The organism is Curtobacterium sp. USHLN213, assembly GCF_037144815.1.
In the GTDB taxonomy this organism is placed as follows: domain Bacteria; phylum Actinomycetota; class Actinomycetes; order Actinomycetales; family Microbacteriaceae; genus Curtobacterium.
Genome location: NZ_JBBCYQ010000013.1, coordinates 49,334 through 62,460, shown reverse-complemented (window position 1 = coordinate 62,460; position 13,127 = coordinate 49,334). Strand labels below are relative to the sequence as shown.

Here is a 13,127-nt window from a genome sequence, read left to right as displayed (position 1 = left end):
CCTCGTCCACGACCCGAACCCTCGAAGGAGAACACCATGCTCGGCAACCTCACCGGCATCCACCTGCTCGTCATCCTCGGCATCGTCATCCTGCTCTTCGGCGCCACCAAGCTCCCCGCCCTGGCGAAGGGTCTCGGGCAGTCGCTCACGATCTTCCGCCGCGAGGTCCGCGACACTGAGCCGCACGGCACCCCGACCGGCGACTCCACTCCCGCCGCGACCGGCGACTCCGCTCCCGCCGCGACGTCGACCCCGACGACGCCCGTCGAGTGACGACACCGCCTCGAGCTGAGCGGAGCGCACCGTGGACGCCGAGAAGCTGATCGTCATCGGGATCGTCGCCGCGGTCTTCGTCGGACCGCACCGCCTCGTCGGTCTCGCGCAGCAGCTGGCCGGGTTCGTCCGACAGCTCCGTCACTGGGCGGAATCCACGAAGGCCCAGGTCGAGGAGGAGATCGGCGTCGAGATCGACTGGTCCGAGCTCGACCCGCGTCGGTACGACCCGCGCCGGATCATCCGTGATGCGCTGACGCACCCGTCGTCAGCGAGCGAGTCGGGGGAGCGGGCGTCAGCGGCGACGGCTGTCACCCATGAGACTCAGCAGTGATGCCCCGCGCCGCTCCGCGGAGCGCGTGAGTTCCCCGACCACGCGATCCGCGGTCGAAGCGTCTGATGCACGAACGCCTCAACGGGCATCAGCACTCGACCAGAGCCCGCGCGCGACTCCCCACGCCCGGCGGAGGACCGGGTGCAGTTCCGTGGCTGCCGCGACGAGCAGCGTGCAGGCCTGCGCGATCAGGAACACCACGAGCGCAACCGACGCGAACGCGGTGACGATCCACGCGGTGGCCGGCACCAGGAGCAGCATCCCGAGCACGCGGACGGCACGGGGTTCCACGGGCTGCCGCGCGGAGAGGGCCCCAGCTGCGACGAAGGCGAGCGGGACGAGTGCCTGCAGGACGAGCGCGATGGGGAACCACAGCTGACTGCTGGTCGCCGGGGACAGCGTCGCCACGACGCCGACGACGCCGGCGGCGACGAGGATGCGCTCGGCATCGCGGGTGAACGCTCCACCAGCGGCAGCCATCGACCCTGCTGCCACCGACATCGCGGCGAGGACGGGTACGGCGATCGTGCCGATGACGTGGTGCCCGGTGAAGCCCAGCAGGTTGTCGATCGCGAGCAACGCCGCGCAGCAGGCGCCGACGGCGAGGGCGACGGATGGTCTCGTTCGCGACCCGCTCATCGCTCGCTACCGTCGATCGGTTGCGCAGAGTCGCCGGTTCCCCGGTGCGCAGTCAACGATCGCCGCTCGTCTGCGCTCGAGTTCATCCTCCCCCAATCATCGCCACGGGCACGGCGACGAAGCCCGGAATGCTGCACATCAGCGAACGGTACAACCTCACGGGAGCGAGCGGTACCAGGAAGATGACGCTTGACTACGTAGACAACCCCGTGGTTACCTGTCTCCCACACCCGATCCCCTCGGGCCCGAGGCTGCAGCGAAGGAGCTGGCACATGAGTGACACCGCCCCCGTCCGCCGCCTGCGCCCGGCCTCGATGACCGACGTCGCCGCCCTCGCCGGTGTCTCCCAGAAGACCGTCTCCCGCGTGGTGAACGACGAGCCCCACGTCACCGAGGCCGTGCGCGCCAAGGTCGAGGCCGCGATCGCCGAGCTCGGTTTCCGCCCGAACGCCGCCGCCCGCTCCCTGAAGTCCCAGCGCTCCCGCCGCGTCGGCCTCATCACCATCGGCACGAACCTGTACGGCCCGACGGCGATGCTCACCGGCGTCGAGCAGGCCTGCCGCACGAACGGCTACAGCCTCGCCGTGGTCCGAACGGTGACCGCGACCGCCGAGGAGCTCCAACCCGCGGTGGACTCCCTCATCGGCCAGGACGTCGAGGCGATCGTCTTCTCCGAGCCGGTCGACAACCAGATGGACCAGCTCCGCATGCCCTCGGGCGTGACCGTCCTGACGCTCGGGCCGCCCGACGTCGCCGACCGTGAGAACACCCTCGCGGTCGGCCTCGACGAGACCGGTGCCGCCTTCGCTGCGACCGACCACCTGCTGGCCCTCGGTCACGAGACCGTGTGGCACATCGCCGGCCCCGGGAACTGGACCTCGAGCCAGCGCCGGGAGACCGGTTGGCGCGCGGCCCTGCAGGATGCGGGCGTCGCCGAGCACGAACCGGTCGAGGGGGACTGGTCGCCGCAGAGCGGCCACGACGCGATGCGCGCGCTCCTCACCCGACCCGACGTGACCGCGGTGTTCGTGGCGAACGACCAGATGGCGATCGGCGCGATGTCCGCGATCCAGCAGGCGGGTCTGTCCGTCCCGGGCGACATCAGCATCGTCGGCTTCGACGACATGCCGATCGCGGCGTTCCTGCCGGTGCCCCTCACCACCATCCGCCAGGACTTCGACGAGGCCACCCGTCTCGCGATGCACCGCCTGTTCCGGACGCTCGACGGCCACCCGCCGGCCGAGCGGCACCGGATGCTCCCCGGCCAGCTCATCACGCGCGCCACCAGCGCGCCGCCGTCACCGGGACGGCGCCACCTCCGCCCCGCCGACTGAACACCGGACGGGAGGCGCGGCTTGCCGCCGTCCCGTGAGTGAGCGCTCACGCGCGCTCGCCTCCACACCCGCACCCACCTCGACGACGACGTCAGGAGACGACACGTGACCCCAGTACCACCGCGACCCGGCGCGACCGCCGCAGCCGCGCCTCCCGACCGGAACGCGAGCCCGGGACCCAGCCGACGCGACCTGCTCCGATGGGGCGCCGCTGCTGGCGGAGCCTTCGCGCTCAGCGGCCTGCTGGCCGCCTGCTCACCGCAGTCGACCGCAGCCGTCCGCTCCGGACGCGCCGACCTGGCGTTCTGGACGCACGACCCCGGCTACGAGAAGTTCTTCACCCAGGCGCTGCCGGTCGCCGACCGGAAGTCCGACTTCCGGTTCGCGCTCGACATCACCACGATCGCGGCGGCCGACATCCCGACGAAGCTCATCGCCCAGGCGGTCGCGGGCACGGGCACACCGGACGTCGCGGGACTCGAGATCGGAGCGTTCTGCCGGATGCTCCGCGGCGACATCGCGAAGGAGCTGCTGAGCGACCTGTCGCCGTCGGTGGCCGCGCAGCAGGACGACCTGATCGCCGCACGACTGACGCCGTTCTCGAAGGACGGGCACCTCTACGCGCTCGACTCGGACACCCCGCTCTGCGTGTACTACCACCGTGCCGACCGGTTCGAGGCCCTCGGCATCCCCGACGACCTGACGACGTGGGAGGAGTACATGGACCTCGGGGCGAAGCTCAACAAGAGCAAGGGCGTCTCGCTGCACGCGGTCGCGGTCACCGATCCGGGCGGCACGCTGCAGAGCTACCAGATCCTGCTGCTCCAGCGCGGCGGCGACCTGTACGACGAGGACGGCGGCATCGCCATCCAGACCCCGGAGGCCGAGCGCACCCTGCAGTTCCTCGTCGACGGCGTGCAGTCCGGAGCGATCGCCACCGTCGCGGACATGTACGGGCCGAGCCTGCAGTCCGGGCTGAAGGGCGGCACGATCCTGGCGGTCGACATGCCCTCCTGGTACGCCAGCTACGGCATCAAGCCGAACGTCCCCGAGCAGAAGGGGAAGTGGCGCGTCCGGAACCTGCCCCGGTTCGCCGGTGGCGGCAGCACGACGAGCGTCGGCGGCGGGACCGGGTTCGCGGTGCTCCGCGACAAGCCCCTCACGAAGGCGGGGATCGACCTCGTGCTCGCGGCGTACCTCGACCCGGACCAGCAGGTGAAGCGGTACCAGGACCTCGGGTACCTGCCGACCCTGCGCTCGGTCTACGACGACCCGCGTCTCGCCGCGATGAGCGACCCGTACTTCGGCGGGCAGCAGCTGTTCGGCGTCTACAAGTCCGTCGTCGACGACGTCCCGTCGCAGCACCAGAGCGCCGACGCAGCGATCCTGCAGACCGTCCTGAGCGGCTACATCATCAAGGCCTACAAGGGCCAGATCTCCCCGAAGCAGGCGCTCGACGCCGCTGCGGCCGACTTCCGCGGCCAGACCCGCGCCTGAGGAGGACGACGTTGTCCACATCCACCGCCACCGGCATCCCGGTGTCCGCCACCACGGCCGATCCGCCGGCCCGACGACGACGGCTCAACACGAACGGCGGCAGCGCGCCGTACCTGTTCATCGCGCCGTTCTACGTGCTGTACGGCCTCTTCATGATCGTGCCGGTGCTCGCCGCCGTGTACCTGTCGCTCACGGAGTGGGTCGGTCTCGGTGCCCCGAACTGGATCGGGCTGTCGAACTACGCGAACCTGTTCCGCGACACCAGCTTCGGCACCGCCCTGGTGAACTCGCTGATCTACACGCTCATCGCCGTGTTCGTCATCGTGCCGGTCTCCCTGCTCGTCGCGCAGGCGCTCAACGCCAAGGGGCTGCGCGCCCGTGACCTGTTCCGCGTGACGTTCTTCATCCCGATGGTGCTGTCACCGATCGTCATCGCGCTCATCTACAGCCTGGTGTTCGACACGAACTACGGGCTGCTCAACGCCTCGCTCAAGGCGCTGTTCGGGCTGCCGAACACCGACTGGCTCGGGGACCCGACGCTCGCGAAGGTCGCGATCGGGTTCGTGCTCCTCTGGCGCACGGTCGGGTACCTGACGATCTTCTTCCTCGCGGCGCTCCAGAACGTGTCGCCGGAGCAGTACGAGGCCGCGTCGCTCGACGGTGCCGGCACGTTCCGGAAGTTCACGAACGTGACCCTGCCGGAGATCCGACCGGTCACGAGCTTCGTCGTCGTCACGTCGTTCATCAGCGCCGCGCAGCTCTTCGACGAGCCGTACCTGCTGACGAAGGGCGGCCCGGGCGAAGCGACCCTGTCCGTCGCCATGTTCATCTACCGCGCCGCGTTCGAGCGACAGCAGTTCGGGTACGCGGCCGCGGCCGGGGTCGTGCTGTTCGTCATCGTCTTCGGCGTCAGCCAGATCCTCAACCGCGCACTCGCCATCGGGAGGGACGCATGACCGCCACCACCGACCGCCCGACCACCCGGGCCGTCACGACCGCCGGAGGTCGGGCTCCCCGCTCCGGCCCGCCCCGCACGCGCGGGTGGGTCGCCCGCCGTGGGCTGCTCTACGCGACCCTCATCGCCCTGCTGCTCGTGTTCGTCTTCCCGCTGCTCTGGGCCCTGTCCGGCTCGTTCAAGCGACGCGGCGACATCTTCGCGACGCCGCCGTCGCTGATCCCGAACCCGGCGACCGGCGAGAACTACTCCAACCTGCTGTCGACCCAGCCGTTCTGGGCGTGGTTCGGCATCAGTGTCGGGACCGCGCTCATCGCCACCGTCGTGTCCGTCTTCGTCTGCGCGATGGCGGGCTACGGGTTCGCGAAGTTCCGGTTCCGGGGCAAGCGGGTGCTGTTCGCGGTGATGTTCTCGTCGCTGTCCGTGCCGTTCGCGGTGATCCTCGTGCCGCTCTTCATCCTGGTGGTGAAGTCGGGGCTCACGAACCCGTGGTTCTCGCTCGTCGTGCCGTGGGTGGCGCCGGCGTTCGGCATCTTCATGATGCAGCAGTTCATCGTCCAGGCGATCCCGGACGAGATCATCGAGGCCGCCCGCATCGACGGCAACTCGGAGTTCGGCACGTTCCGTCGTGTCGTGCTCCCGTTGCTCCGGCCGTCCCTCGGCGCTCTCGCCGTGTGGAGCTTCCTGCAGAGCTACAACTCGTTCCAGTGGCCGTTGGTCCTGTTGTCCGACTCGAACCAGTACACCCTGCCGCTCGGCCTCAACGCGATCTTCGCCTCGGAGAACCGCTCGTACGACCTCGTGCTCGCCGGCGCCGTGCTCGCGAGCGTGCCGACCATCCTCGTGTTCCTGCTCCTCCGCAAGCAGTTGCTCGACGGCCTGACGGCCGGCGCCGTGAAGGGCTGAGACATGACCCGCGACCAAGCACCCTCGAACGGAGTACCCCGCACCATGCAGCACGACCGCGTCCTCTTCGGCGCCGCTTACTACCACGAGTACCAGCCCACACCCCGGCTCGACGAGGACATGCGCCTCATGCAGGAGGCCGGCTTCTCGGTCATCCGCGTCGGCGAGTCCGTCTGGAGCACCTGGGAGCCGGAGAACGGCCGGTTCGACCTCGAATGGCTCGCCCCGGTGCTGGACGCCGCGCACGAGCACGGCATCCGGGTGGTCCTCGGCACGCCGACCTACGCGGTGCCGATGTGGCTCGCCCGCATCGTGCCGGAGATCAACGTCCGGCGACGGACCGGCGGCGAGGCGATGGGCTGGGGGGCTCGCCAGGAGATCGACTACGCCCACCCCGCGTTCCTGTTCCACGCCGAGCGGGTCATCCGGAAGATCGTCGCCCGGTACGCCGACCACCCGGCCGTGATCGGGTACCAGGTCGACAACGAGCCGGGCAACGAGCTCATCGCGAACCCCGAGGTGTTCCAGCGGTTCGTCGACCACCTGCGCCACACCTACGGGAGCGTCGAGCGGCTCAACGAGGAGTGGGGGCTGACCTACTGGTCGCACCGGCTCTCGACCTGGGCGGACCTGTGGACCCCGGACGGCAACGCGCAGCCGCAGTACGACCTCGCGTGGCGTCGGTTCCAGGCCTCGATCACGACGGACTTCATCGCCTGGCAGGCGTCGGTCGTGCGGGAGTACTCCCGTGCGGACCAGTTCGTCACGACGTGCATCGCCTACGAGCGGCCCACCGTCGAGGACGAGGTGCTCACCCGTTCCCTCGACGTCACGGCCGGCAACCCCTACTACCGGATGCAGGACGCGCTCGAGCTCCCGAGCACCGACGAGCCGGCCCAGTTCTGGACGTCGTCCGGCGCCTGGTCGATCGTCGCGTCGGGCGACCGGATGTACGGGTCGAAGCAGGCGCCGTTCCTCGTCACCGAGACGAACGCGCAGGCCATCGGCTTCTCGTGGATGAACGAGCCGGCGTACGAGGGGCAGTGGCGCCAGGCCGCGTGGGCGCTCGTGTCCCGTGGCGCCTCGATGATCGAGTACTGGCACTGGCACACGCTGCACTACGGGGTCGAGACGTACTGGGGCGGGGTGCTCCCGCACTCCCAGCAGCCCGGGCGGACGTACGAGGAGATCGCCCGGATCGGTGCCGAGTTCGCCCACGCCGGGGACCGGGTCGCCGGACTCCGGCCGCACGCCGACGTCGCGCTGCTCTTCTCGAACGAGTCGAAGTGGGCGTTGAACGAACACCCGGCGCTCGGCGACGGCATGGACCCCGACCGCCGATCGTGGCAGACGGTCTACGACGCGTTCGCCCGCGGGGTGTTCGACGCCGGGCTCCAGGCGAACACGGTGCACCCGTCGCAGGTGTTCGACCGCGACCCGGCGTCCTTCGCCGCCGAGCGCCCGGTCCTCGTCGCCGCGGCGTTCACCATCGCCACCGACGCGCAGCTGCAGTGGCTCGCCGCCTACGCCGAGGCCGGCGGCCACCTCGTGGTCGGCATCCGCACCGGCTACGAGGACGAGGAGGCGCGTGCCCGGCTCGAGCGCAAGCCCGCCTTCCTCGACGTCGCGGCGGGCGTCCACTACGACGAGTTCAGCAACCTCGGTCGCCGCATCCCGGTGTTCGCCGGGGCCGCCGCGACGGACCACGGGTTCTCCGTGCCGGTCGGGGCCACGGCGACCCGGTGGGCGGACGGCCTGCTCGTCGACGACGCCGACGTGCTCGTCGGGTACGAGCACCCGCACCACGGCCGGTTCGCCGCGGTCACCACCCGTGCGCACGGTGCCGGACGGGTGACCTACGTCGGGACCGTCCCGGACCCGGCGCTCGCCGCGGCGCTCGTCGACTGGGCGGCTCCAGGGGCGGACGGAGCACCCGGCTGGCGTCCCCAGGCCGACACGCAGTCGGTGCAGAGTTCGGTCAACGGACGCGGGGAGACCGTGCACGTGGTCCACAACTGGTCGTGGACGCCGAGCGCCTTCCGGGTGCCGGTCGCGGCGGAGGACGTCCTCGACGGCACGGCGCTCGCCGCCGGGTCCGAGCTGTCGCTCGGGGCGTGGGACGTGCGGGTGCTGGCCGTCCGGTAGGCGACCACTGCGGGACGGGAGGGGGGGGGGGGGGCGGCGGCACCCCCCCCACCCACCCCCCCGGACACCCCCCCCCCCCCCCCCCCCCCCGTCCGCCGTCAGGTCACCGCCACGCCGCCAGCTCACGCGAGAGCGTCGCCCGCGCCCGGACGAGCATCCCGCGCACGGTCGAGACCGGCAGGCCGAGCGCATCGGCGACCTCCCGGTAGGACAGCTGCTCGACGTGCCGCAGCTCCCAGCACCGGCGCTGCGTCGCGGGCAAGGTCATGAGCACCGCCGACGCAGCCTGCGCGAGGGACGCACGCTCGGTGACACCGGTCGGGGCGTGGTCGTCCGCTGCGGGCGTCGACTCGTCGAGCCGTCCGGTGACCCGCGCCGCGGCCCCGCTGAACCGGTCGTAGCTCCGCCGCCGAGCAGTGGTCACGAGCCAGCCGCCGACCGCCGCTGCATCGACGATCGTCCCCAGGTGCTTCCACGCCGCGAGGAACGTCTCCTGCACGACGTCGTCGGCGTCCGCGTGGGAGTGCAGGACGCGCATGGCGGTGGCGTGCACGAGCGGCGTGTGCCGTCGCACGATCGATGCGAAGTCGGCGGTTTGCGGTGGTGCTGCGGTGGGGGCGCGCATGAGCACGGTGGGCTCCGATCCTCGGGGGGGATGCGTCCAGGGGATTCGGAATCGGGTCACGCCGAGAGGGTCGTGGTGCTCACCCCAGATCGTGGGGGACCGGGCCTGATGCGAGGCCGCCCGACCAGCGCCGGATGGCGTCCTCGTCGAGCGCGGTGATCCCGTGGTGCACCGGGAGGGTGACGTGGTCGACGACGGCTCCCGCGGCACGCAGGCGCTCGGCGGTCCGGAGGCCGTCGCCCACCGTGCGGCGGGCATCGAACCGGGCGTCGAGCACCAGCACCGGGACGCCGGAGCCGGTGCCGACCGGTTCGGACTGGAAGGGCGGTTGCGGTCGGATGAGGACTCCGGCGGTGAACAGGTCCGGACGCAGCTCGAGGAGGGCGGCAGCCGCGATCGCCCCGTTCGAGAAGCCGAGCACGAACCGGTGTGCGGCCGGCGCGAGCTGCGCGCTCCCGTGGTCGACGGCGTCGGTGAGCAGTGCGATGCGCGCCCGCAGGTCGTCCTCGTCGAGGCTCCGGTCGGGGCGACGGCGGAAGTGCGCGTACCCCTGCGGCGTCGGTTCGGTGCCGCGCAGCGCGATCTTCGCGTCGTCGGGTGCCAGCCGATCCGCGAGGGGCAGGAGGTCGGTCTCGTGACCGTCGGACCCGTGGAGCAGCACCCACGTCGTGCCGGTCGGACGCGCGACGGCAGGGACCGAGAGCACGAGTTCCGTGCCGAGCGGTGATCGCAGCGAGCGTGTCCACGAGCGCACGGGTCGATCATGCTCCGCAGCGTGCCCAGAGGACCATCCACAGATGGTCGCCGACGGCGGCCGTACGGTTCACTCGGCAGGGGGCGAGCGAGAGGACGACACCATGGCGGATCTGCTGATCGGGATCGAGGAGCACTGGGTGCACGAGGGGATCGACCGTGCGCAGCGCGCGTTGCCGGCTGACCGGCGCGATGACAGCCTCGTCCTCAACGACCACGGCGATGCCGCGCGGCGCCTCGGCGACGTCGGGAGCGAGCGCCTCGCCGCGATGGACGCACAGGGCGTCGACATGCAGGTCCTGTCCCTCGCCCCGCCGGGCACGCAGGGGCTCGACGCCGCCGACGCGATCGCCCTGAGCCGCGATGCGAACGACGAGGTCGCTGCCGCGGTCGCCGCACACCCGGATCGCTTCCGGGCCTTCGCGACCCTGCCGCTCGCCGACCCGCACGCCGCCGCCGTCGAACTGGAGCGCGCCGCGGCACTCGGCCTCGTCGGCGTCATGCTGCACGGCCGGACCGGGGACGTCCTGATCGACGACCCGCGCTTCGAGGAGCTCTGGACCGTCGCGGAGCGGCTCCTGCAGCCGGTGTTCATCCACCCGCAGATCCCGCCGCGGGCCGTCCGGGACGCCTCCTACACCGGGCTCGGCGGCCTGCCCGACCTCGCGCTGGCGACCTTCTCGTGGGGCTGGCACCTCGAAGCGGGAACGGCCGCGCTCCGGCTCATGGCGCGCGGCGTGCTGGATCGTCACCCGTCGCTGCAGCTCGTGCTCGGGCACTGGGGCGAGCTCCTGCTGTTCTGGCACGACCGCGCCGACGGACTCGCACGTGCGGCCGGCCTCGAACGATCGATCACGGAGTACCTGCGCGAGAACGTCTGGATCACGGCCTCCGGCATGCTCGACCCGGCGATGCTGCGGCACGCCCTGAGCATCACGACGCCGGACCGGCTCCTGTTCTCGACCGACCACCCGTTCCAGCAGCCCACCCGCGAGGAGATCGCCGCCTTCCTCACGGCACTGCCCGATCAGCAGGCCCGCGATGCCTTCGCGTCGGGGAACGCCCGTCGGCTGTTCGGTCTCACGGGCTGAGCACCCCGCCGCCGGTACGCTGCGGACATGCCGGGGGACTTCACGATCCGAACCACGACCGAGCGCGACTGGGAGCAGGTGCGCGCCCTCCGCATCGAGAACGCCACGGACGACCCGATCTCCTACGGCGCAACGCTCGAGTACACGCTCGCGATGACCGAGGACGACTGGCGGCTCCGCGCGAGGCGTGGCGAGGGGACCGACACGACGAGCGTGGTGGCGGTCGACCCGACGGGCCGCTGGATCGGGATGATGAGCGGCCAGGTCGGTGACGCGTACGGCAACGATCCCGTGCTCACCGGCGTGTACGTCACGCCGTCGTCCCGCGGCCGGGCGAACGGCGTCGCGGATGCGCTGCTCGACCACGTGGTCGGGTGGGCAGCGGGGCACGGGGAGCGGCTCCGTCTCGAGGTGTACGACCAGGCGGTGCCGGCTGGTCGCTTCTACGAACGTCGCGGGTTCCGCGCGAGCGGTCGCTCCCGCGACTTCCGACTGCTGGGGCAGGGGCGGGACGCCCCGTCGCTGCGCCTGGTCGAGTTGGTGCGGACCGTCACGTGACCGGCTGACGGACGGGAGGCGCGGTGCGGCCCCGCCCCGCGCCTCCCGTCCGTTGCTGTGGTCCCTTGGCCGCGGCCCAGACCGCGATCACCGCGCAGACACTGCCGCGATGGCCTCGCTCACTGTCGAACCGGGGTGCTGCTCTCGCCAACGCCGGACCTCGGTCGGGTCAGGTGTGCTCCCCGGCGGCACTGCTGTCGAGCCGATCACCGGCGACGCGAACGCGGCGTAGGTGAGCGTCCCCAGGGCCGCCACGCAGGCGTACACGAGATCGAGCGCGTACCAGGCGCCAGCGGTGGCAGCGAGCCCACCGCAGACGATCAGCGCCGGGCCCCAGCGGCTCACCGGAAGCACCCGCGCTTGACGGCGGCGACGCCGAGCAACTCGGCCCCGAGCGCTGCGGCAGCCCCGCCGAGCGCGCGGATCTTCTCCCAGCTGAAGGAAGCGCCCCACATGACGCGGACGGCCTTCGTGACGCCGCCGAGCGAATTGATCAGGCGCTTGATCTTCAGGATCTTCGCGACGGGGAACGCGGTGGACGCGATCAGGAGCGCGATCGCGCCGGTGCATTCGAGGACACTCGCGCGCGCCGCTGCCAGGACGTGCTGGTTCTCGGCGATCCATGTGTCGTACGCCGCCTGCCCCTCGAGCAGGACGCGCTCGGGCACTCGGTTGATCAACTCGAGGCCGCCGGCCATGTCGGCGGCCTGGAATTCGAGTTCCATGGCGACCGTCGCTGTGTCGACCGCGATCGGGCTCTGCGTCGCAGACGCCGGCGGCGCTGCCAGCAGCGGTGTGCAGAGTCCGGCCGCGAGCACGACGGCGACGGCGATCTTCGACGGTGACGAGGTGCATGACTGCATGTGCGTTCCCTCCGGTCCGGCACCCCTTGCCGGTGGCTCCACCTTGCCGGTATCCGGTGAAATGCGCAAATGTCAGTGTCTCAGACGGCGGCGAGCTCCCGCGTCAGCGCCGCCACGAACGCGTCGATGTCCTGCTCCGAGGTGTCGAACGAGCACATCCACCGCACCTCGTTCCGGCTGGCGTCCCAGTCGTAGAACCGGAAGTGTTCGCGCAGCCGATCGGCCACGCCGGCCGGCAGCGTCGCGAAGACCCCGTTCGCCTGGGTCTCCTGGCTGAACCCGACGCCACGGATGCTGCCGTCGGCGATCCCCGCCTCGAGGGCGCCGCGGAGTCGCTGCGCCATGGCGTTGGCGTGCCCGGCCGACCGGAGGTAGAGGTCGTCGGTGAGCAGGGCGATGAGCTGTGCCGAGACGAAGCGCATCTTCGACGAGAGCTGCATGTTGAGCTTGCGGAGGTAGTGCAGGCCCTCCGATGCCGTGGGGTTCAGGACGACGATCGCCTCGCCGTAGAGCATCCCGTTCTTCGTCCCGCCGAAGCTCAGCACGTCGACGCCGGCGTCGGTGGTGAAGTCGCGCAGGGGGAGCCCGAGGCTCGCGGCCGCGTTCGAGATGCGGGCGCCGTCCATGTGCAGCGTCATGCCGAGCGGGTGGATGTGGTCGGCGATCGCGCGGACCTCGTCCACCGAGTAGGCGGTGCCGAGCTCGGTGGTCTGGGTGATCGAGACGACGAGCGGCTGGGCGCGGTGCTCGTCGCCCCAGCCCCAGGCCTCCTTGTCGATGAGCTCGGGGGTGAGCTTGCCGTCCGGCGTCTCGACGGGCAGGAGCTTGATCCCGCCCACGCGCTCGGGGGCACCGGCCTCGTCGGTGTGGATGTGCGCGGTCGACGTGCACACGACGGCGCCCCAGCGGGGGAGCATCGACTGCAGTCCGACGACGTTCGCGCCGGTGCCGTTGAACACCGGGAACGCCTGCGCCTGCGACCCGAAGTGCTCCCCGACGACCTCGTTGAGGCGTGCGGTGTACACGTCTTCGCCGTAGGCGATCTGGTGGCCGTCGTTGGCCGCCGTGATCGCCGCGAGGATCTCGGGGTGGATGCCGGCGTAGTTGTCCGAGGCGAAGCCCCGCAGGTCCAGGTCGTGGAGTCGAAGGGTCAC

Annotated in this window: 14 protein-coding genes; 9 read left to right on the top strand and 5 right to left on the bottom strand. The window is 71.2% G+C overall.

Annotated features, from left to right (window positions below):
• Positions 1–36: 36 nt before the first annotated feature.
• Complete coding sequence (locus WFH25_RS16470) at positions 37–273, top strand: twin-arginine translocase TatA/TatE family subunit (RefSeq protein ID WP_336698599.1); 237 nt, start codon at positions 37–39, stop codon at positions 271–273.
• A 31-nt stretch (positions 274–304) separates the two neighbouring features.
• On the top strand, positions 305–607 hold the full coding sequence (locus WFH25_RS16465; protein ID WP_336698598.1) for a Sec-independent protein translocase TatB: 303 nt from the start codon (positions 305–307) through the stop codon (positions 605–607).
• A 78-nt stretch (positions 608–685) separates the two neighbouring features.
• On the opposite strand, the gene WFH25_RS16460 is transcribed toward WFH25_RS16465, so the two are convergent.
• On the bottom strand, positions 686–1,246 hold the full coding sequence (locus WFH25_RS16460; protein ID WP_336698597.1) for a hypothetical protein: 561 nt from the start codon (positions 1,244–1,246) through the stop codon (positions 686–688).
• Between the two features lie 272 nt (positions 1,247–1,518).
• Here WFH25_RS16460 and WFH25_RS16455 point away from each other — a divergent pair, with 272 nt between their 5' ends.
• The 5 genes from WFH25_RS16455 to WFH25_RS16435 all read left to right on the top strand — a co-directional run bounded on the left by WFH25_RS16455 (position 1,519) and on the right by WFH25_RS16435 (position 8,083).
• Positions 1,519–2,580 carry a LacI family DNA-binding transcriptional regulator gene (locus tag WFH25_RS16455; RefSeq protein ID WP_217647272.1) on the top strand — a complete coding sequence of 354 codons (1,062 nt, stop codon included), beginning with the start codon at positions 1,519–1,521 and terminating at the stop codon, positions 2,578–2,580.
• 105 nt (positions 2,581–2,685) lie between these two features.
• Positions 2,686–4,077, top strand: coding sequence for an ABC transporter substrate-binding protein (locus WFH25_RS16450; protein WP_336698595.1), 1,392 nt, complete (start codon positions 2,686–2,688; stop codon positions 4,075–4,077).
• A gap of 11 nt (positions 4,078–4,088) precedes the next feature.
• A complete protein-coding gene (locus WFH25_RS16445) occupies positions 4,089–5,033 on the top strand; it encodes a carbohydrate ABC transporter permease (RefSeq protein ID WP_229085480.1) in 945 nt (314 codons plus the stop codon).
• Complete coding sequence (locus WFH25_RS16440) at positions 5,030–5,938, top strand: carbohydrate ABC transporter permease (protein ID WP_070417984.1); 909 nt, start codon at positions 5,030–5,032, stop codon at positions 5,936–5,938. The genes WFH25_RS16445 and WFH25_RS16440 overlap by 4 nt, the downstream gene beginning before the upstream one ends.
• 45 nt (positions 5,939–5,983) lie before the next feature.
• A complete protein-coding gene (locus tag WFH25_RS16435) occupies positions 5,984–8,083 on the top strand; it encodes a beta-galactosidase (RefSeq protein ID WP_336698594.1) in 2,100 nt (699 codons plus the stop codon).
• A gap of 103 nt (positions 8,084–8,186) precedes the next feature.
• Here WFH25_RS16435 and WFH25_RS16430 read toward each other — a convergent pair whose 3' ends face one another.
• Together WFH25_RS16430 and WFH25_RS16425 are read right to left on the bottom strand one after the other, a co-directional pair.
• Positions 8,187–8,708, bottom strand: a complete 522-nt coding sequence (locus WFH25_RS16430; RefSeq protein WP_336698593.1) for an RNA polymerase sigma factor — start codon at positions 8,706–8,708, stop codon at positions 8,187–8,189.
• A gap of 79 nt (positions 8,709–8,787) precedes the next feature.
• Positions 8,788–9,462, bottom strand: a complete 675-nt coding sequence (locus WFH25_RS16425) for an alpha/beta hydrolase (protein ID WP_336698592.1) — start codon at positions 9,460–9,462, stop codon at positions 8,788–8,790.
• Positions 9,463–9,565: 103 nt separating this feature from the next.
• Between WFH25_RS16425 and WFH25_RS16420 the strand changes: the two genes are divergently transcribed.
• Positions 9,566–10,552 (top strand): amidohydrolase family protein, encoded by a 987-nt coding sequence (locus WFH25_RS16420; protein WP_336698591.1) that lies wholly within the window; start codon positions 9,566–9,568, stop codon positions 10,550–10,552.
• Between the two features lie 27 nt (positions 10,553–10,579).
• Positions 10,580–11,110 (top strand): GNAT family N-acetyltransferase, encoded by a 531-nt coding sequence (locus tag WFH25_RS16415; protein ID WP_336698590.1) that lies wholly within the window; start codon positions 10,580–10,582, stop codon positions 11,108–11,110.
• Positions 11,111–11,451: 341 nt separating this feature from the next.
• On the opposite strand, the gene WFH25_RS16410 is transcribed toward WFH25_RS16415, so the two are convergent.
• Together WFH25_RS16410 and WFH25_RS16405 are read right to left on the bottom strand one after the other, a co-directional pair.
• On the bottom strand, positions 11,452–11,973 hold the full coding sequence (locus tag WFH25_RS16410) for a hypothetical protein (RefSeq protein WP_336698589.1): 522 nt from the start codon (positions 11,971–11,973) through the stop codon (positions 11,452–11,454).
• Between the two features lie 80 nt (positions 11,974–12,053).
• Entirely contained in the window at positions 12,054–13,127 is a 1,074-nt protein-coding gene (locus WFH25_RS16405) for a threonine aldolase family protein (RefSeq protein WP_336698588.1), read from the bottom strand.